This is a genomic window from bacterium (assembly GCA_035703895.1).
Classification (GTDB): Bacteria; Sysuimicrobiota; Sysuimicrobiia; order Sysuimicrobiales; family Segetimicrobiaceae; genus Segetimicrobium.
Genome location: DASSXJ010000035.1, coordinates 1 through 19,825 on the forward strand (window position 1 = coordinate 1; position 19,825 = coordinate 19,825).

General features: G+C 63.2%; 18 protein-coding genes. 17 read left to right on the plus strand and 1 reads right to left on the minus strand.

The genetic code is table 11. The annotated features are described in order from the left end of the window. Positions 1-137: 137 nt before the first annotated feature. From VFP86_02685 to VFP86_02695, 3 genes are all read left to right on the plus strand, one after another. A complete protein-coding gene (locus tag VFP86_02685; GenBank protein HET8998533.1) occupies positions 138-482 on the plus strand; it encodes a hypothetical protein in 345 nt (114 codons plus the stop codon). 1 nt (position 483) lies between these two features. Next, positions 484-1,170 (plus strand): cysteine hydrolase, encoded by a 687-nt coding sequence (locus tag VFP86_02690; GenBank protein HET8998534.1) that lies wholly within the window; start codon positions 484-486, stop codon positions 1,168-1,170. 311 nt (positions 1,171-1,481) lie between these two features. After that, positions 1,482-2,615: an ATP-dependent DNA ligase gene (locus tag VFP86_02695; protein ID HET8998535.1), complete on the plus strand. Its 1,134-nt coding sequence runs from the start codon at positions 1,482-1,484 to the stop codon at positions 2,613-2,615. Here the strand turns inward: VFP86_02695 and ligD are convergent. Further along, positions 2,606-3,874: a non-homologous end-joining DNA ligase gene (gene ligD, locus VFP86_02700; GenBank protein ID HET8998536.1), complete on the minus strand. Its 1,269-nt coding sequence runs from the start codon at positions 3,872-3,874 to the stop codon at positions 2,606-2,608. The genes VFP86_02695 and ligD overlap by 10 nt on opposite strands. A 290-nt stretch (positions 3,875-4,164) precedes the next feature. On the opposite strand from ligD, the gene VFP86_02705 reads away from it, so the two are divergent. The 14 genes from VFP86_02705 (at position 4,165) to VFP86_02770 (ending at position 19,067) form a co-directional block, all read left to right on the plus strand. Next, positions 4,165-5,118, plus strand: coding sequence for an AraC family transcriptional regulator (locus VFP86_02705; GenBank protein HET8998537.1), 954 nt, complete (start codon positions 4,165-4,167; stop codon positions 5,116-5,118). 495 nt (positions 5,119-5,613) lie between these two features. Further along, positions 5,614-6,189: an HdeD family acid-resistance protein gene (locus tag VFP86_02710; protein HET8998538.1), complete on the plus strand. Its 576-nt coding sequence runs from the start codon at positions 5,614-5,616 to the stop codon at positions 6,187-6,189. 173 nt (positions 6,190-6,362) lie between these two features. Beyond that, positions 6,363-7,526 (plus strand): AI-2E family transporter, encoded by a 1,164-nt coding sequence (locus tag VFP86_02715; GenBank protein ID HET8998539.1) that lies wholly within the window; start codon positions 6,363-6,365, stop codon positions 7,524-7,526. A gap of 1 nt (position 7,527) precedes the next feature. Further along, positions 7,528-8,223 (plus strand): VIT1/CCC1 transporter family protein, encoded by a 696-nt coding sequence (locus VFP86_02720; protein ID HET8998540.1) that lies wholly within the window; start codon positions 7,528-7,530, stop codon positions 8,221-8,223. A 20-nt stretch (positions 8,224-8,243) separates the two neighbouring features. Beyond that, positions 8,244-8,915 carry a rhomboid family intramembrane serine protease gene (locus VFP86_02725; GenBank protein HET8998541.1) on the plus strand — a complete coding sequence of 224 codons (672 nt, stop codon included), beginning with the start codon at positions 8,244-8,246 and terminating at the stop codon, positions 8,913-8,915. 33 nt (positions 8,916-8,948) lie between these two features. After that, on the plus strand, positions 8,949-9,263 hold the full coding sequence (locus VFP86_02730) for a hypothetical protein (GenBank protein HET8998542.1): 315 nt from the start codon (positions 8,949-8,951) through the stop codon (positions 9,261-9,263). A 29-nt stretch (positions 9,264-9,292) separates the two neighbouring features. Beyond that, positions 9,293-12,058: a glucosidase gene (locus tag VFP86_02735; GenBank protein HET8998543.1), complete on the plus strand. Its 2,766-nt coding sequence runs from the start codon at positions 9,293-9,295 to the stop codon at positions 12,056-12,058. 245 nt (positions 12,059-12,303) lie between these two features. Beyond that, entirely contained in the window at positions 12,304-12,921 is a 618-nt protein-coding gene (locus VFP86_02740) for an AAA family ATPase (GenBank protein HET8998544.1), read from the plus strand. 273 nt (positions 12,922-13,194) lie between these two features. Further along, positions 13,195-14,322: a LacI family DNA-binding transcriptional regulator gene (locus VFP86_02745; GenBank protein HET8998545.1), complete on the plus strand. Its 1,128-nt coding sequence runs from the start codon at positions 13,195-13,197 to the stop codon at positions 14,320-14,322. Positions 14,323-14,430: 108 nt separating this feature from the next. Next, the gene (locus VFP86_02750; GenBank protein HET8998546.1) at positions 14,431-15,675 is read left to right on the plus strand and encodes an ABC transporter substrate-binding protein; all 1,245 of its coding nucleotides are present in this window, start codon (positions 14,431-14,433) and stop codon (positions 15,673-15,675) included. A 23-nt stretch (positions 15,676-15,698) separates the two neighbouring features. After that, the gene (locus VFP86_02755; protein ID HET8998547.1) at positions 15,699-16,568 is read left to right on the plus strand and encodes a branched-chain amino acid ABC transporter permease; all 870 of its coding nucleotides are present in this window, start codon (positions 15,699-15,701) and stop codon (positions 16,566-16,568) included. After that, positions 16,565-17,599, plus strand: coding sequence for a branched-chain amino acid ABC transporter permease (locus tag VFP86_02760; GenBank protein ID HET8998548.1), 1,035 nt, complete (start codon positions 16,565-16,567; stop codon positions 17,597-17,599). Before VFP86_02755 ends, VFP86_02760 begins: the two co-directional genes overlap by 4 nt. Further along, entirely contained in the window at positions 17,592-18,320 is a 729-nt protein-coding gene (locus VFP86_02765; protein ID HET8998549.1) for an ABC transporter ATP-binding protein, read from the plus strand. The genes VFP86_02760 and VFP86_02765 overlap by 8 nt, the downstream gene beginning before the upstream one ends. Positions 18,321-18,362: 42 nt before the next feature. Next, positions 18,363-19,067 carry an ABC transporter ATP-binding protein gene (locus VFP86_02770; protein HET8998550.1) on the plus strand — a complete coding sequence of 235 codons (705 nt, stop codon included), beginning with the start codon at positions 18,363-18,365 and terminating at the stop codon, positions 19,065-19,067. Positions 19,068-19,825: the final 758 nt, after the last annotated feature.

The window sequence follows — 19,825 nt, forward strand, 5'->3', positions numbered from 1 at the left end:
GGCTTTCGAATAGTCCGTCTCATGGATGGGCTTGACAAATATATTTACCATCCCGTATAGTAATTCCCCGCATAGCCAGTGTATCATCACATCGGCGGGGAGGCAAGCGTCGACCCAGCCCCAAAAGGAGCACAACGATGAAAATCATTGCATACGATCGCACGAAGCCCGGCGTCACCTACGACCAGCTCGAACCGTACCTGCCCAAAGAAGTAGCCAACGTGTGGCGGTTGTGGAAAGCCGGGATCGTGCGCGAGAACTACGCGCGCGCAGACGAGCTCGGGGTGGTGATCGTGTTCGAGGTGGACAGCGTCGAGGCCGCAAAGCGATACACCGACGACTTCCCGCTCACGAAGGCAGGGCTCATCGAATGGCTCTTCATCCCGGTCCAAGTGCCGTTTCCGATCGAGGTGTTGTTCGACGCCAAGGTCGATGCCAATGAGCCCTATGACCGCACCATGTCCGCGGGGGTCGCGCGCTAAGATGGACCGCGCCTTCAGCCTTGATATCCCCGCGACACTCGACGAGGTGTGCCATCCGAGTCGGACGGCCTTGATCGTATACGACATGCAGGTCGGGATCGTTTCGCAACTTGCAACGGGCCGCGCCGTCGTCGAGCGAGTCCGGCAGGTATTGCAGGCGGCGCGAACCGGCGGGTTCCGCGTCTTCTTCACCCGCCACATGTCCCTGCCGAACGAAGTCGCCGGAGTGAGCCAGCTGCGGCGCGCGAAGGCGTGGCAGAGCGTCGACCGCGCGGCGGACACCACGCCGGCCTTCCCACGCGATTCCGCGCAGTTCCAGATCGCTCCCGAGATTGGGCCGTTGCCCAGTGAAGGCGTTGTGGATAAGATCACGATGTCGGCGTTCGCCGGGACGTATCTCGACATCGCACTCCGTGACTGCGGGATCAACGCCTTCGCGATTGTGGGGATCGCCCTCGAAATCGGGATCGAACCGACTGTTCGGCACGCCACCGACTTGGGCTACATCCCAATCGTTGTCGGCGATGCATGTGGATTCGGTGATCCGGCCGCCGCGGAGCGAGCGCTTGCCGGACTGGCATTTGCAGGCGACGCGCTCCAGGCCGACAGCGGGAAAATGACCGAAGTATTCCGGCGTTTCGGAACAGACAGATCCTTGGTTTCGGGATCCACGCGAGGCAATACCTAGCGAAGTTTCGGCCCCTCGAATAGAGCCCTTGGCGGACACGCGTCGGCGAAAAGACCGGACTCGTCGAGTCCAAACCCCTCAGTGATATTCGTCTCGAGGACGACGACGGGGCATTGTGGAGGATCCCCCATGTGCTTCGCTCCGCGGTTCCGCTGCGCCATTTGAGCCCTAACGCTCACGGGCTCTCCGCGAAGATACCGCCCGGAAGCGAGAGGCCGGTCTTACCGTACCGCTAGAGATGCTGGAGGTCACGAAAGGGCGGGAGATACCATCATGGCGACCGTACTTGTGGCGTGGGAGGAGGAAGTGTCATGACGACCCGTGAACTGCGATCCGAGAATGACCAGAGCGGTGAACCCGCCACGTTCGCGATCGCGCCACCGATCGAGCCGATGCTCGCCAAGCTCACCGAGAAGCTCCCCACAGGCGACGGGTGGCTCTACGAGCCGAAATGGGATGGATTTCGTGCCATCGTCTTTCGCGGCAACTCGGACGTCTTCATCCAAAGTAGGGTGTTACGGCTGCTCGACCGCTATTTTCCTGAACTGCACGAGGCGTTTCTGCGAAAGGTGCCGGACGGCTGTGTCATCGACGGCGAGATCGTCGTCGTGACGCGGGACGGGCTCGACTTTGATGCGCTCCAGCTTCGTCTCCACCCTGCGGCGTCGCGTGTCGCCAAGCTGGCGAAGGAGACACCGGCAGCGTTCGTGGCTTTCGACCTACTCGCGATCGAAGGCCGCGACGTGCGTGCCGCCTCGCAAACCGAACGCCGCACCCTGCTGGAACACCTACTGACCAATGTGACACCCCCAATCTACCTCACCCCCATGACGCGCGGCCACGCAGTGGCCTTGGAGTGGCTCACGCGCTTCGAGGGCGCGGGTCTCGACGGCGTCATTGCGAAGCCAGCACACGGGACGTACGAACCGGGGAAGCGAGCAATGATCAAAGTGAAGCACATTCGCACGGCCGATTGCGTGGTGGCCGGCCTGCGCTGGCACAAGAGTGGAAACGACCGTGTGGGGTCGTTGTTGCTCGGCCTCTACGATGCGGGTGGAATGTTGCAACACGTCGGGGTGACGTCGGCCTTCACGATGGCGACACGCAAGCAGCTCGCGCTGGAGCTTGCCCCCCTCCGAAAGGGCGCCTTAGAGGACCACCCATGGCGCGATTGGGCGCCGGGCGGCGCCGGCGAGTTCGTCCGCATGCCGGGGGCCCAGAGCCGTTGGAGTGCAGGGAAGGATCTTTCGTGGGAGCCGTTGCGGATTGAGCGGGTCTGCGAGGTCCAGTACGACCACCTGCAGGGACGGCGCTTTCGTCACGCCACCATTTTTCTGCGGTGGCGGCCGGACAAGCGGCCGAGCGACTGCCGCTACGATCAACTCGAAACCGTCGCTCCGTATGAGCTCGAAAAGATCTTCGGCGCGATAGGTGGTCAGGGTTGACGGCGCTTCGGACCGGCGGGCGCCTCGTCGGGATCAAGCGGCTCCTGGTCCGGTCGCAGGCCGGGGGGCACGTGCTGTAGGTTCACCCGGATCCGTGTCCACGTATGATACCGGCCGCGCATGGAGTCGACAAGCACGTCTGCAGGCGCCAAGTGCGCTGCCGCGTCAGGGTGACGCGCCCGCCAACGCTCGAAACCGGCGAGCGCGTCCTCCTTTTGTTGCGCGCGCCCGATCTCGATGAGCGGATGCTTCGCCACACGCCGGCGAGATGGTTGCGCGCGTGAGGGTTCACCGGCGCGCTTGCGATAGTGGGGTGGCCACGGCGCATCGCCGAGGCCTTCGCGTTCATGACGCGCCGACAGGTCGAGCAGACGCGCCAGGGAGCTTGGGGACGAATCTATCGCCGCATGCCGGTCGCCCACCTCGGCGAAGCGCGGCGGCATTGTGGCGAGCGTGAAGTCGCGTGGGTCGCAGGTGTCGATCTCGTCCCACGTCAGCGGTGCCGATACGCGCGCGTCAGGCGTCGGGCGCACCGAGTACGCGGCCGCTACGGTGCGATCTTTTGCATTTTGATTGTAGTCAATGAACACACCGTGGCGCTCTTCTTTCCACCACTTGCTCGTCGCCAGGCTTGGTGCACGCCGCTCAACATCGCGCGCGAGCGCGAGGGCGGCGCGACGGACCTCGTCAAACGTCCAGCTTGGCTCGATGCGCACGACAACATGCATCCCGCGCGAGCCGGAGGTTTTCGGCCAACCGACGAGCGCGAAGTCGTCGAGGGTTGCCTGGAGCACGCGCGCGACCTCCCGCACCTGGGCCCAACTGACGCCCGGCACCGGGTCGAGGTCGATGCGGAGCTCGTCGGGATGGTCCAGATCCTCCGCACGCACCGGGTGCGGGTGCAGCTCGAGACACGCGAGATTGGCCATCCAGGCGAGCGCCGCGGCATCTCGTGGAACCACCTCTTCGGCGGTGCGTCCGGACGGGAAGCGGAGGGACACCACCTCGATCCAGGGTGGCCGTGACTGCGGCGCACGTTTCTGATAGAAGAACTCGCCTTCGATGCCGTTTGGGTAGCGCACGAGCATGTTGGGCCGCCCGCCCGCGGCGCGGAGGGCACCGTCCGATACGGCGAGGTAGTAGCGGATGAGATCCATCTTGGTGTAGCCGGGCTGAGAGAACAACACTTTCCTCGGGTTCGAGATGGCGACTTCGCGCTGACCGACGACTACGAATTCTCGCTCGGTGTCGCTGCGCATGCAGTGTCCCCCCGCGATCATATCGCAGCAACAGCACCCTATCACGCTATCCTATCCGGGCGCGAGCGCGGGCGCTCGGGTCGCGGCATATGTCTACCGATCATATGTGCGGTAGGTTAAGGGGGTCAAGCCGCCTTCAAAACCCGCCGTTGGCAAGTTTAGTGTAAGATACATCTAAGATCGCCAGTTTGATCTTATTCGATCTTATAGGAAGAGCAACGTGACCCCGCGGCTTTTGTAAAAGATTGCTGGACCCGGCTCAATGTTTTTCCTTGGGGGGGGACAGCGTCATGAGGACCATCATCACGCCCGCGGATCTGCCGCAATACGTACCGGGAGAGATCTGGCTCGATGCGGTCGACGGAAGGTGGAACGAGCTGTCGATCCGCGGCTACAAGTACAAGCCGAGCGACATCAGCGCGCCACGCCTTGCCGACTACCTTATCGTCCTCTACACAGGTGGACCCACGCGAATGAGCCGTCACGTGGACGGACCGCGCATCACGTCGGACATCGTGTTCGGCGACGTCTCGCTGCTCACGCGATCCGTCGAAAGCGAATGGTGCTGGAAGGACGATATCGAGGTCCTCCACATCTATCTCGAATCGGGGCTTGTCCAACGTGTAGTCAATACCATTTTCGACCGGGATGTTGCCGATCTGAACCTCCGCGACGTCCTCAAGGTCAGGGACGATCTTCTCACGGGGATGGGCCATATGCTCATCCGCGAGGCCAGTTCCGACCTTTCCGGAACCCGCCTCTACGCGGAATCCATTGGCCACCAGATTTGCGTCCATCTGTTACGGAATTACTTCGATCTGAAATTTGCCGGTCCCTCGCCGTCGGGGAAATTAGATCATTTGAAGATGCGACACGTGCAAGAATTCATCGAAGAGCACCTCGGCGATAACCTGACCTTGGTCTCCCTGGCCGACGTTGCAGGCGTCAGCGCTTCTTACTTCAGCCACCTGTTCCGCAACAGCTTTGGCGTCGCCCCACATCAGTATCTCTTGAAGAGACGGCTCGACCACGCTCGCGACCTGTTGCAGAACAATCGACAATCGATCGCCGAGATCGCGTCCGTTACCGGATTCAGCGACCAGAGCCACCTGACGAGGCACTTCAAGCGGCGGTTCGGTGTCACGCCTCAGCAGTGCCGTCAAGATGATAGCAGGTTTGTGTGGGGCGGTGCGCAGTACGCGCTGACAAACACCCAAGCGCTCTCCCAGCCGAGACCCGCGTAGGGAGCGCCGAGACTGACGCGGCTAGAATGTTCAAACAACGACGATCATTTTGTCCAATACAATTCGCTCTCGCCAGCATACGCTGGGGTCAGAAAGGAGGTCTTACCCAACACAGGGAGGGTGATTCGAACGAAGATCCAGGTGTCGGGTCAATTTCACATTCTTTGAGGGCGGCGAGGATGCGCCGCAGGGGAAAGACGCATGACGACAATGGTCGCCGACACCGCACTCGCATTCGTTCAGCGCTTCGTCTAACCTCTAAATCGGCGTAAGAAGCTTACCGAAGCTCACGCGTGGCAGAGGCTCGGCGCGGGAGAGACGAGTTGATGGGCGGCGGAATCCCAAATCGGACGCGCGGCGATCATTGCGATCGCCCGGCGAACCTCGAGGGGCGCGGGCATCTGCCCGGGTATCGGGCACATGCCCCCCCTCGTTGAGAGGCTGAGCGTCGAAACCGCACGTACCGCAAATGGAACTCACATAAGGGGGAGAGACATGTTAGTGCTAGCACAGATTGCCCGAAACTGGTGGGTGTTCGTGTTCCGCGGCGTTGTCGCTATCCTCTTTGGCGTGTTGGCGTTCCTGCGCCCCAGTATTACCCTCGAGGCGTTAGTACTGCTGTTCGCGTTCTGGGCGCTCTTCGACGGCGTCCTGGCCTTGATCGGTTCGGTGGGGGCAGCTGAAGCGCACGAGCCGTGGTGGCCGCTCGTGTTGATCGGGCTGCTGGGTATCGCCGCCGGCGTCGCGACCCTCAAATGGCCGGGGATTACCGCGCTAGCGCTTCTCTTGGTCATCGCCTATTGGTCGATCTTCAGAGGCATCCTCGAGATCGTCGGCGCGGTCCGCCTGAGGGATCTCATTCAGGGTGAGGGGTGGTTCATCGTCGGCGGGCTTGCCTCGATCGCCTTTGGCGTGTTGCTCATCATATATCCGGGATCCGGCCTGCTCGCCGTGGTTTGGCTGATCGGAATCTATGCCGTGATCTTTGGCATCGCGCAATTGATGCTGGGCTTTCGCCTCAAGAATCTGGCGGGCGAGCTGCCGGCCCCGACCCCTGCCCGGGCCCGCTGATCTATCCGTGCACGTACCGGTAGACGCCGTCGAGGGCCGCCTATTGCAACGGATGATGCCGGTTGCGCGAGGCCTCATCCGCCCTGGCCGACGTTTCCGCCAGGGGCGTGGGCGGCCTTTCGACGGCCGCCGCCCGGCAGCTGTGACCAGAGCCAGATTGGGTCGCTCTCGACGTGGGCCCGAGCGATAGGCTCGAGGGTCGAGTCATCCAACGGCCCGATGCCCTGACGAGGATAGGCCGTTTTATCGCCGTCTGCGTCGTTGGCGCGGTCGCGCTGTGGTTCCTCTACAAGATACGGGTGGTCCTTCTCGTTCTGATCGCCGGCATGGCTCTCGCCTATGCCCTGGCCCCGCTCGTCAAGGTATTCTCGGGCGATCGGCCGCACCTGCGCTCCCTGGGTATCACCCTGGCCTATCTCACCGTCTTCGTGGGTCTTGCGGCGGCGAGCGTACTCGGGGTTCGGCCCGTCGCCAATGACGCTCGGATCTTTGCGACGACGCTGCCGGATTCTGTCCAGCGCCTCGATGCGTGGCTCGCCCAGACTTCTGCCGGCCTTCGTCAAGCGCTTCCTCCACGGCTGCAGGCGCAGCAGGACCCCAGCACAGGCAACATTATTGCCGGGAAGGTGCAGTCGGTCGCGTCGAACCTTGGGCAGTACGTGGCGGGTATCGCCGCCCTGGGGCAGTCGTTTGCCACCCTGGCCGCCGCAGGCGCGTTGGCGCTGGTCATCAGCGTGTTCCTCCTTGGGGACCCCGCGTACTTTCGGGGGCAGCTGTTCGCGATCATTCCCGCCGCCTTCCAGGCCGATGCCGAGACCCTCTTGGGCGAGATCGATCTCGTGTTGGCCGCTTTCGTGAGAGGCCAGATCGTGATCGCCGTGGCGGTGGGCCTCACCGCCACGCTGGCGATGCAGCTGATGGGCGTGAAGTACGCCGTGATCCTCGGGTTGTTCACCGCCGTGACCCAGCTCATCCCCCAGGTTGGAGGGGCGCTAGGGATGATCGCGGCGGTCGCCTTGACGAGCCTCCAAAACCCCGTGCTGGCGATTGGGGTCTTCGTCTTGTACATGGTGCTGTATCAGATATCGGGCAACGTCTTGGGTCCGTTGGTAATGGGGCGAGCCGTCAAGCTGCATCCGCTGGTCATTCTCCTGGCGACGATGGTGGGCACCGTCCTGGGGGGAGTCGTAGGACTCCTGCTCAGTGTGCCTGTCGCCGCGGTGCTGAAGGTCGTCTGGAATTTCTTCTATCCGCGCCTCGTGCGCCGCTGGGGTCTCGAGCCCTCCGTGGACCACAACGCGCCGGCGTTGCCACCAGATCACGGTGCGGGCTCCTAAGATGCCCCGCCCCTCGTTCGTCCAGGCGGTCAAAGCATCGTTTTCCGAATCCATTGGCGATATTGTGTTCGGCATGGAGGATGGGACCGTCTCGATTTTCGGTCTCGTCTTTGGCGTCGCCGCGAGTGCCTCCAACAGTCAAACGGTCCTCCTGGCCGGCGCCACCGGGGCGGCCGCGGCGGCGGTCTCGATGATGGCCGGCACCTACCTGGATGTGGAAACGGCGCGCGGTCAAGCTCGCGCGCAGCTCGCCCAGAAACGGGCCGAGATCGCGCACGAACCCGAAAAGGAAGCCAAGGCGGTCGATGCGCGGCTGCAGGGGGCAGGGTTCACCGCGCAAGAGCGCGGCGTGATCATCACCGCGCTCAGGCGCATGCCGGACACCTGGCTGCGACTGGAATCCGATGTGATGGAGCTCGGCCCGCTGGAGAAACGCAATCCGCTCGTCCAGTCTCTGTGGATGTTCGCGGCCGATTTGTTGGCGGCGGCCATTCCTGTCATCCCCTTTGCCTTGCTTTCTTTGGGGCCGGCGCGCAGCACCTCGGTCACCATCACCGGATTGCTGCTGGTGCTCCTTGGCGTCGGCCGGGCCAAGGTCGCGCGCACCAACCTCCTGCTGACGATCTTTGAAACCGTCGGTGTCGCGACGGCCGCGGCAGTGGCGGGGTTCCTCATCGGCAAATTGGTCACGCGGTAGCGGAAAGGGGAAGTGCGGCGATGTTATTCCCACAACGCGATGAGTCCCGCTCGCTCAGCAGGTTCCCGATCGCGCTCGTCCTGATCATCGCGGCCAATGTCATGGTCTTCTTGATCGAATTGGCCTTGGGGGACAGTTTCATTCTGCGGTACTCGATGAAGCCGGCGGAGATCGCCCGCGGCGAACACCTCGAGACCCTGTTCACATCGATGTTCATGCACGCGAACTTCCTGCATATTTTCGGGAATATGCTCTACTTGTGGGTGTTTGGTGACGAACTCGAAGCGAACTACCTCGGTCCGATCCGCTTCATCCTGTTTTACTTCATCTGCGGGCTGGCGGCCGGCTTCCTGCAGATCGCCGTCAGTCCCAGTTCTACCGTGCCGAACCTGGGCGCCAGCGGGGCGATCGCGGGCGTGCTCGGGGGGTTCCAGATCGTGTTTCCGCGGGACCGCATCTTGGTCTACATCTTTCCGTTTTGGCACGCCCGCATCACCTCCTTCGTCCTGATCGGCTTCTGGTTCATCAGCCAGTTGATCAGCGGCGTGGGAAGCATCTCGTCCACCGCCCAGTCGGGCGTCGCGTACTTCGCCCATATCGGGGGATTCATCGCCGGCCTCGTGCTCATCAAGCTCTTCGGTGCGGGAAGACGCCCGGAGGGCGGGCAAGACGATCTCCAACTCGGAGGCTGAACGGCTCATGCGGACATGTAAGGAGGGAGACCCATGACCCCCAGAGAGGTGCGAAACCAAATCCGTACACGAGTAGAACAGTGGCAGGCCACCCTCGAGCAACTTCGGGCCGAGAGAAAGGACATGACGGGGGAGGCCCGGCGGGCGCAGGTCGAGCGCCTTCAGGAGTTGCAGGCGAAAGTCGCCGAAGCGGTCCGGGAGTGGCAGGCCGGTATCGATGAATACGATTCGGACCCGACCCAGACGACGCAGAAGGAGTTCGAACATCAGGTTGGGCTGCCCGAGCTCGAGAAGCAGATCACTGCGGATCTGGCCGCGTGGAAAAAGGAAGGTCATGGCGTCGGTTAGGGCGGTGACGCTCGAGGCAGGCATCCTGGATGGATGCTGAACGCCGGCGGTTGGAAGAAGCGCGAGCGCACGGTGTCCCTTGGAAAAAGTGGGGGCCCTTTCTCAGTGAGCGCCAGTGGGGAACGGTCCGCGAGGACTACAGCGAGACGGGAGACGCGTGGGACTACCTCACGCATGACCAGGCGCGCTCGCGAGCCTATCGATGGGGAGAAGATGGCTTGGCCGGCGTGTCCGACGAGGAGCAACGCCTCTGCTTCGCGCTCGCGCTGTGGAACGGCGCCGACCCGATCCTCAAGGAGCGCCTGTTCGGCCTGACGAACAGCGAAGGCAACCACGGCGAGGACGTCAAGGAATACTACTTCTACCTCGACAGCACGCCGACTCATTCGTATTGCAAATGCCTGTACAAATATCCGCAGGCGGCCTATCCGTACGACGACCTCGTTCGAACGAACCGCCAGCGCAGTCGGTATGAGCAAGAGTATGAGCTGCTGGATACGGGGATCTTTGACCACGACCGCTATTTTGACGTGTTTGTCGAATACGCGAAGGAGTCTCCCGAAGATTTGTTGATCGCCATCACCGTGTGCAACCGCGGCCCCGAGGCCGCGACCATCCACGTGCTCCCCACGTTGTGGTTTCGCAACACGTGGTCCTGGTCTGACCGGACGCCCAAGCCCACCTTGAGGCAGATTGAGGGGCCGTCCGGCATCGTCGCAATTGAGGCATCCCATCCCGACCTCGGCAATCGATACCTCTACTGCGACGGGGATGTGGCGCTGCTGTTCACGGAGAACGAGACGAACACCCAGCGCCTTTTCAACGTCCCCAACCGCACGCCCTACGTGAAGGATGGGATCAACGACTGCGTCGTGCGTGGTCGACGCGAGGCGGTGACCCCCGAGCGGAGGGGGACCAAGGCGGCGGCCCACTGGCCCGTCGTCGTCGGCGCCGGAGAGAACCGCAGGATCCGCCTCCGGCTGACGCCTGTGGCGCCCTCAACGCTCGGTGCCACCTATCCGGTCGCCGGCGGCGGTCCCTTCGGCAGCCACTTCGACGAGGTTCTGCGGCTCCGGCAGGACGAGGCGGACGCCTTCTACCGTGGAATCACGCCCGAGACGATAGGCGAAGACGCGAAGCGGATCATGCGGCAGGCCCTGGCAGGCATGCTGTGGTCCAAGCAATACTACGGTTTAGACGTCTACCGCTGGCTCCGGGAGCACGGGATCTCGATCGACTCGACGAATCGCCAGGGAATCCGCAACCGCCAGTGGTTTCATATGATCAACGACGACGTGATCTCGATGCCCGACAAGTGGGAATACCCGTGGTACGCCGCGTGGGATCTCGCCTTTCACACCATGGTCCTGGCTATGGTGGACCTTGATTTGGCCAAGCAGCAGCTTGATCTCATGCTCACCGAACTGTACATGCATCCCAACGGGCAGGTCCCAGCGTACGAGTGGAACTTTGGGGACGTCAACCCGCCGGTTCATTCGACGGCGGCGCTGTTCGTGTACAACGCCGAGAAGCAGCTGCGCGGGCAAGGCGACGTCGCGTTCCTGGAGCGGTCTTTCCAGAAACTCTTGCTCAACTTCACGTGGTGGGTGAACCGCAAGGATCCAAACGATCGGAACGTCTTCGAGGGGGGCTTTCTGGGTCTCGATAACATCGGGGTCTTCGACCGGAGTGCCCCGCTGCCGACCGGCGGCCACCTGGAGCAGGCTGACGGGACGGCCTGGATGGCCCTGTTCAGCATGAGCATGCTCGAGATTGCCCTCGAGCTCGCCCTTCACGATCCAGTCTACGAGAGCCTGGCCGTCAAGTTCGCGGACCACACGTGGCTGATCGCGGCCGCGATGGGCCGGCTGGGCGGACATAGCGATGGGATGTGGGATGAGGAAGACGGCTTCTTCTACGATGTACTGCGGTTGCCGGACGGCACCTCGACGCGGCTGCGGGTCCGATCCATCGTGGGGCTGCTCCCCCTGTGCGCCACCGCGGTGTTCCCCAAGGAGATCGTCGAGCGATACCCCATGTTCATGCAGCGGGTGCGCCGGCGCCTGGCGGCCGACCCGGAGATGCTGCAGTTCGTCGGTTTCTCGGGGGAACCCAGGGTGTCCGGGCGCAGAATCTTCGCCATACTCGACGAGGGCAGGCTACGCCGGGTCCTGACACGCATGCTGGACGAACGGGAGTTTCTGAGCCCCTATGGGATCCGGTCGGTCTCCCGATATCACGCGGAGCATCCATTCAGCGTGACCGTTCGCGGGGAAGAGTACCGAGTGGCCTACGAACCCGCGGAGTCAGCGTCGGGGATGTTCGGCGGAAACTCCAACTGGCGCGGTCCGATCTGGTTCCCGCTGAACGTGCTGATTCTTCAGGGCCTGCTCCAATTTTACGCGTACCTCGGCGATGCGTTCACGGTGGAGTACCCGACCGGCTCAGGGCGGCAGATGACGCTGTTCCAGATCGTTGAAGACATCGGGTTGCGGCTCACCCGCATCTTTCTCCGAGACGAGCACGGCCGCCGCCCCGTCTATGGCGGAGCCGAGAAGTTTCAGACCGACCCCCATTGGCGCGACCTCCTCCTCTTCTACGAGTACTTCCACGGGGACAACGGGGCGGGGATCGGCGCCAGTCACCAGACGGGCTGGACCGGTTTGGTGGCCCGCCTCATCCAGGGGCACGCAGTCCTGAGCCACGAGGGACTGCTCGAGCGTGAATCAGGCCCTGCGGCGTTTCTCTATGGGACGCGCGGCGCGCCCACATCGCCCAGCGCGCCTATTGGGTGAAACCCGGACAGCTCATCGCGCCGGCGAACGCCGCGGCTGGGCGCTGCTTGACAAGAAACACGTGTCTGATATGCTGGCCCTGGCATCCATACGAGAATACGACTGACCGAGGGGGGTGGGAAGACGCCAGACAACTTGACGTGTCCGGGATTCTCTAATCTCCCCCAGGTTCTTGGTTACTGACCGACGCAACAGACGCAGGATGTGCCGCAGCACATATCGATGATTGATCCGGGGGTGGGGAGGTGTTCAGTCCGGTCAGCGGTCAACTTCGGTTATTCCCTTCTGGCGTCCTCACACACAACGAGGCGTTTCCCGTCGTAACGGGCCTCGTGTGGCGGCATCGCACCACGCTGATCACCGGAGCCTCCAAGACCCAGCTGGCGTTGCAACTCGCCCACGCTGTAGCATCGGGTCACCCCTTCCTGGAAATGACAGTCCCTTCTCCGCTCCCTGTCCTTTACATTTGCCAGCGACTCCGGCCGGACGACTTAGCATATCGATTGAGAAACCTGACACTGTACTTTGGTGCTCCCAAAGCGGTGTTGCACCATGTTTCGACCAAGGGTGATTTTATCAGGGAGAAGCAGATCCGAGACCTCATGGACGCGCATCGCCCGGGGCTGCTCGTCCTCGATTCCCTGCTCCTCAACATCGAGACCACACCGATCATCCGTCACTTTGGCTGCGCGGTGGCCTTGGTGCATCCCTGTCAGTTGACGGCTGACGCCACTGCGGTGGTCGCGGAGGATGAGGAGGATTCGTCCGACTATCCAACGTTCATGCTGCACATCAAGCGTGGCGGTCATGAACAGTCGTTCAAGATCAGGCGGCTCGGCGCAGTGTTCACGCTTGTTTCGTGATGTCTGCTCGGCGGCCGAGGACTGCAGCACCTCCGGTGCAGCGTCCGGTGCCGAACTCAACCCCTGTTTCCCGAGGATGTGAAACGGCGATCGCCGTCATGAACGCACGGCCGTCGGGCTGATCCTCTCCGATCCTATCCCACTACCACGCGAACTCCGCCTTGACAACCGCTCGGGGCGGGTATAACCTTTTACCTAGTAGAACGATACACCATTTTTTTCGGCCCGACGGGGGGCCCCGCCCCTTTGGCGGGACGTGACGCGGGACGCGCGATGGCAGGGGGGACCGGTCTGGCCGATCCCACGACGATCCGAGACGTCGCCCGGCTCGCCCGGGTGTCCGTGAGCACGGTATCCAACGTGCTGAACGGGCGCTCCCGCCGCATGCGGCCCGCAACGCGCCGCCGGGTGGACCGCGCCATTACGCGCCTCAGCTATCATCCCAACCGGGCCGCCCGCCAGCTCCGCACCGGCCACGCCCGGACGATCGCGCTTGTCGTGCCTTCGGTGGCCAACCCGTTCTGGGGCACCTTCGCCATGTACGTCGAGAGCGCGGCGATGGCGCACGGCTATCAGGTCGTCCTCTGTAACACGGACCGGGATCGGGCTCGCGAGCATGCCTATGCCGCGGGACTGTGGCGTGACGGCATCCGGGACGTCATCCTCGGCTCTTCCCTCCCATCGCTGGATCACATCGCCGATTTAATGGCCCGGGGTCTCACGGTCGTCGCCCTTGGACTCCCCCCGGGCGCCGGCGGCATCCCGCCCGCGGCCAGCATCAGCGTGGACAACCACCAAGGGGGCCTGCTCGCGACCCGGCACGTGCTGCGGCAGGGACATCGCCGCATCGCCTTCCTCTCCGATCTGGCCCGGTTCACGAGCCGCGTCGAGCGTTACCGGGGCTACCGTGATGCGTTGGCGCACGCGGGTCTCGCGCCCGACCCGGCGCTCATTTGGATGCGAGGCGCCGACACCATGTCGCGCGACGCGGGAGGGGCTGACATCGGCCGCGTGGGCACCCGGCGCCTGCTCGCCGGTCCGAAACCGCCGACCGCGATCGTGACCGGGAATGATCTCTGCGCGTTCGGCGTCCTCGCCGCGGCGAGGGAACTCGGGCTCAGCGTCCCTCGGGACCTCTCGGTCGTCGGGTTCGACGACATCGACCTCGCTCGGCTCGCCAATCCCCCGCTGACGACGGTCCGCCAGCCGGCGCGCGAACTGGCTCGGATGGCGGTGGACCAGGTCTTGCGGGCCGCGGTCCAGCGCCTGGAGCGGGAGACGGCGACGTTGGTGGTGCGGCCCCGGCTCATGGTGCGGGCGTCCACCGCACCACCGCGGGGGTCACGCGCGCGGGTGGGGGAGGGGGAGACACCCGTGGCCAGCCGAGGTCGACACGCGTGATGACACAGAAGGGGGTGATCGGAGCAGAGCGGCGCAGCCCAGTGATGCCTTCTCCACGAAAGTGGGGCAACTTCGTACGCATAAGAGCTATCCAAAGGAGGGCAGACGATGGAAAAGCCCAAGGGGAAGACATCGCCCAGACGGTACACTCGCAGAGGCTTTCTGACCACGGTAGCGCGGGGTACCGTCGCCACGGGCGTGCTCACCGCGTATGGTGCCATCACTGTGACCTCAAAGGCAGCGCCGGCCGCGGTGAACATCGGCGGACTGTACCCGGTCACCGGAAGCTTCGGACAAATCGGGCAGGGCTGCGTCAATGCCGCCAAACTCGCGGTACAGATGGTCAACAGCGCCGGCGGCATCAAGTCGCTTGGCGGTGCCCCGCTGAACCTGATCCTCTCCGACGTGCAGAGCGATACCACCGTGACGCGCACGGAGACGGAGCGGTTGATCACAAGCAATAGGCTCTCCGCGATTCACGGCTCCTATGCCAGCGCTCTCACGCTGATCACCAGCGAAGTGGCGGAGCGGCTCAAAGTGCCGCTGCTGACCGGCTCGAGCTCGGACTTGCTCAATCAAGGAGGCCGCAAGTATACCTTCACCCCCTTCGCCCGGGCCTCCCAGTTCGCTCAAGCGCAGCTCCGGATGGCCAAGCTGATCAGCACCGGTAGGCCGAAGGTGGCGGTGGTGTTCGAGAATACCGCCTTTGGCACGTCGAACTCCAAGGGCCTCCAGAGCCAGGCGCCCGGCGCAGGCGTGGAGATCGTCATGTTCGAGCCGTACTCGGCCGGCTTCGCCGATGCCAGCCCCCTCATCAACAAGGTCAGGGCCTCCGGCGCCAGCATGCTCTTCGCCGTCTCCTATCTGACCGACCTGGTCCTCATCGTCCGCACGATGAAGCAGATGGGGGTCAACATTCCTCTCAACGGGGGCTCGGGGGGCTTCATCATTCCCGACTTTTACAAGAATGTGGGAAAAGACGCGGAAGGGCTAGTGGGCGTTGCCCACTGGAACCACGACATGAATGCCGACGCGAGGACCGTGGACGCGGCCTATCAGAAGCTCTACGGGGAATTCGCCTTCGAGTATGCGGGCGGCCTGATCGCCCAGACGTTCATGATCGCCGACGCACTCGAGCGGGCGGCGTCGCCCGACCCGCAGAAGGTACGGGACGCCCTGGCATCTCTTGACGTTTCCAAGGGCTACGCCGCGATGGCGCCCGGCGGAAAGGTGAAGTTCGACCAAAACGGCAAGAACGTCTACGGACATCCGCTGGGCGTCCAATGGCAGAAGGGCAACTTGGTGACCGTGTTCCCCAAGGGGGAGGCTCAGGCCTCGCTTATCAAGGCGTAAGGGGCCGCCAGAGACCATCGCCCATGACAATCGTCGTTGCCCAGGCCGTGGTGAACGGCTTGCTCATCGGGGGCATCTACGCGCTCGTGAGCATCGGCGTCACGCTGATCTTCGGTGTGGTGAAGATCGTCAACTTCGCCCAGGGCGAGTTCGTCATGATCGGCATGTACATCAGCTGGTGGTTGGCGTCTCACTTCGGGCTGGACCCGGTGGCGTCGCTCGTCGTCTCGATGCCGGCGCTGTTCGTCGCCGGCGTGCTCCTGCAACGATTCCTGATCCGGAGGGTGCTGGGACTTGGCGACATGCCCCAGATCTTCCTGACATTTGCGCTCTCCCTGCTCCTCATGAACCTGGCGCTCCTGCTGTTCACGGCCAACTATCGGACGGTGCAAACCAGCTACGCGCTGTCTGCGATCCACATCGGGCCCCTGTATATTGGGGTGGCAAAGCTCATCGCCTTCGTCCTGGCGATGCTCCTCAGCGGCGCCCTAGCAGTGTTCCTACGCGCCACCGATTTGGGTAAAGCCATGCGGGCCTCGGCGCAGAGGCGAGAGGTCGCGATGCTGATGGGCGTCAATCCCGACCATGTCTTCGGCGTGGCGATGGGTCTGGCGCTGGCGCTGGCGGGTGCCGCCGGTTCGCTGATCGTGCCGTTCTATCCCGTGTATCCCGGAGTCGGCCAGGTGTTTGTGCTGATGGCGTTCGTCGCCGTGGTGCTGGGAACGCTAGGCAACGTCACAGGTGCGCTCATCGCCGGTCTAATGATGGGGATGGCCGAGTCGCTCGGTATTCAGTTCGTAGGGGCGGACTCGGGGCTGATCGTGGTGTTCGCCATGCTGCTCCTGACGCTGGCGGTCAAGCCCAGCGGCCTCTTCGGCGGACGGATACGGTGAGACGAGGGCTGCGGCCTCCGCGTCCTCTTGGGCTCGCGGCGGCCGCGTTGGTTTTGATCCTCCTGCCCCGGGTCGTATCAAGTGCCTTCGCGATCGACATCCTCGTCAGGGTGTTGCTCTTCGCGTTTATCGGCGTGGCCTGGAACCTCTTGGGTGGTTATGCCAAGCAGCTGTCGCTGGGTCACGCCGCGTATTTCGGCCTCGGCGCCTACACCTCGACCATACTCTTGCTTCGGTTCGGCGTGTCGCCCTGGATAGGGATCGTGACCGGCGGGCTTGTGGCGATGCTGGCGAGCCTGCCGATCGGCGCCTTGTGCTTCCGGCTGCGGGGGCCGTATTTCGCCATCGCCACCATCGGGACGGCGCAAGCCTTGATGCTGCTGTTTCTGAAGTTCCGCGATTTCGCCTGGGGCGCCGAGGGCACCACCATACCCTACCATGGAAACGCGCCCTTGATGATGCAGTTCGATACCAAGGCTGCGTATTACTACATCGCCCTCAGCATGCTGGCGATCGGGCTCGCGATCACCTATTGGGTCGAGCGATCCTGGATGGGATACTACCTGGTTGCCGTGGGAGAAGACCAGGACGCGGCGGAAGCCGTCGGAGTGAACGTCCCGCGGATCAAGCGGGACATCTACTTGATCAGCGCGTTCCTCACCGGTCTGGCCGGGACCTTCTACGTCCAGTACATCTACTTCATCGATCCGAATACCGCCTTCAACTTCAACGTCTCAGTGGAGGCGGCGCTGGTTTCGATCGTGGGAGGGGTCGGCACGTTGTGGGGCCCGGTCGTCGGCACCGTCGTGCTGGAGCCCACCTCTGCTCTGGTTCAGAGCTGGCTCGGCGGCGCCCATGGAGGGGTGCAGTTGACCCTCTACGCTGTCATCCTGATCGTCGTCATCATGTGGCGGCCGACCGGACTGCTGGGAGTTCTGACGGGCGCCTACGAACGCATGGTCCGAGTTGCCCCGAGCGGCGTCTCGGGCACGGCAACCACCAAGCCGAAGGGGGCTCCCCTCGATGGGTGAGCTCCTGGTCGTCCGTGACCTCAGCAAGCGGTTTGGCGGTCTGCGAGCCGTGCAAGACCTCTCCTTTTCGGTGGGAGAAGGGCAAATCGTTGCCCTGATCGGGCCGAATGGGGCCGGCAAGACCACATGCTTCAACCTGATCACCGGGTATTACCGTCCCGATGCGGGGTCGATCCTGGCTTTTGGCCATGAACTGGTGGGTCTGCGCCCCTATGACGTCTGCGCTCGCGGCCTGGCCCGCACCTTCCAAGTTGCCAGGCCGTTCGGCCAGATGACGGTGCTGGCGAACGTGATGACCGGCGCATTTCTGCGCGACAAGAAGCTGCAGGTGGCACGCCAGCGGGCCCGCGAGGCGATCGAATTCGTGGGGCTGTCGGCTAAGGAGAACACCCTGGCGTGCGACCTCACCACCATTGACCAACGGCGGCTGGAGATGGCCCGGGCGCTCGCGACGGAGCCCCGTCTCGTTCTTCTCGACGAGGCCATGGCCGGGCTGAACCCGGCAGAGATCGATCAAGCCGTCGCGCTGGTCGGCCAGCTTTCTAAGCGCGGGCTGACCATCGTGATTGTCGAGCACGTGATGCGTGCCATCATGGCCGTGGCTCAGCACATCGTGGTGCTGGACCACGGGCAGAAAATCGCTGAGGGCGGTCCCAAGGAGGTCGCCGCAAACCCAGAGGTGATCCGCGCCTATCTGGGAAGCGGCTACTCGCATGCGTGAACATGGGCGACGTCGCGGCGAAGCGACTCCTGGAGGCAGTCGGTGTTAACGCTATCCGGAGTGAGCGCCAGCTACGGGTCGGTGAAGGCGGCGATTGACGTCAGCATAGAAGTCGGTGAGGGAGAAGCCGTCGGCCTCTTGGGAGCCAATGGAGCCGGCAAGAGCACCACGCTGCGCGCGATCTCCGGACTTGTGCGGCTGACGTCGGGCACCATCACGTTTGGGGGAGCCAATATCAGCTCCTTGCCGCCCTACAAGGTCACGGCACTCGGGATCGCCCACGTTCCAGAGGGCCGCCAGGTGTTTCCTGAGATGACCGTGAGAGAAAACTTAGAGATGGGGGCCTACATTCCGAGTGCCAAGGCTCAGCGGAACCGTACCCTAGATCTGGTCTTCAGCATCTTTCCTGTGCTGGGTGAGCGCCGAAGGCAACTCGCCGGCACGATGAGCGGGGGGGAACAGCAGATGCTCGCCATAGGCCGCGGCCTGATGCTACAGCCGCGGCTGCTGATGCTCGACGAGCCGTCACTGGGGCTCGCGCCAGTCGTGACCGATGCCACCTTCGACAAGATCCAGGAGATCCACGCCTTGGGCATGGCCATCCTGCTGGTTGAACAGAACGTGAGCCGAGCGCTGACCCTGGTGCAGCGAGCCTATGTGCTGGAGAGCGGCAAGGTGGTGATGCAGGGCGCCAGCGCTGAGCTGGCAAACAACAAGCAGGTGCAGGCGGCCTACCTCGGTATCTGAGCGGGAGTAGCCGGGTCGGGTCAAATAATCTTTGCCACCAAAGACCCGCAATGTGTGTTAGGCTAGTAGCCTACCATCCAACCAGACCGGGTGCTCCGCGCCTCTGGCTGAGCAGAGCCGGATACTCCTAAGACCCGAGGGGGAATGGCCGTTTATGCGAAGAGAGCGCAGGCAGACGGGCAGCACACGCACGGCCAAACAGAGCAAAATGGACTCAGTACTTCCGCAGACCGCCGTTCATCCAGGGCGGTTCCCCTGGGACCGGTATGTACAGGACGTCCGAAAGCCCTCCGAGAGGGCACTACGCAGGTCTTTTGGTGCGAAATTAGACTCCGCGACCCGGAAAGGCTAACGCGCCCCCCTGGAGGGCGCCAGGCAATTCATGTGATGATTACAGGCTTTGACGAACGAGGTAGTCACGGCCGCGGTTGGTGATGCTCGCCAACCCTGCTCCATCTGTCTTTCGAACCCAGGTCGCCAGTCCATAGTCCGCGCAGTACAGGAGGTGCCGCTCCACTTCTTCTCGCGGCAAACCAAGGGTCTCTCCCAAGGATAAACTCTTTAGTCCCTCTGGCCGATCCCGCAGCGCACCCAAGATTCGGTTACGGTTCTTTTCAAGCGCCATACCTTTTCCCCCTTCTCCGGCGGGATCGTGATGACCAGCATCCCGTAATTCCACTTAGTCTCTCATAGCGCCCCGATCTTGTCACTATCACGATGGTGCATGAGAATGCAACAATCGAATTCCATGGATGGTC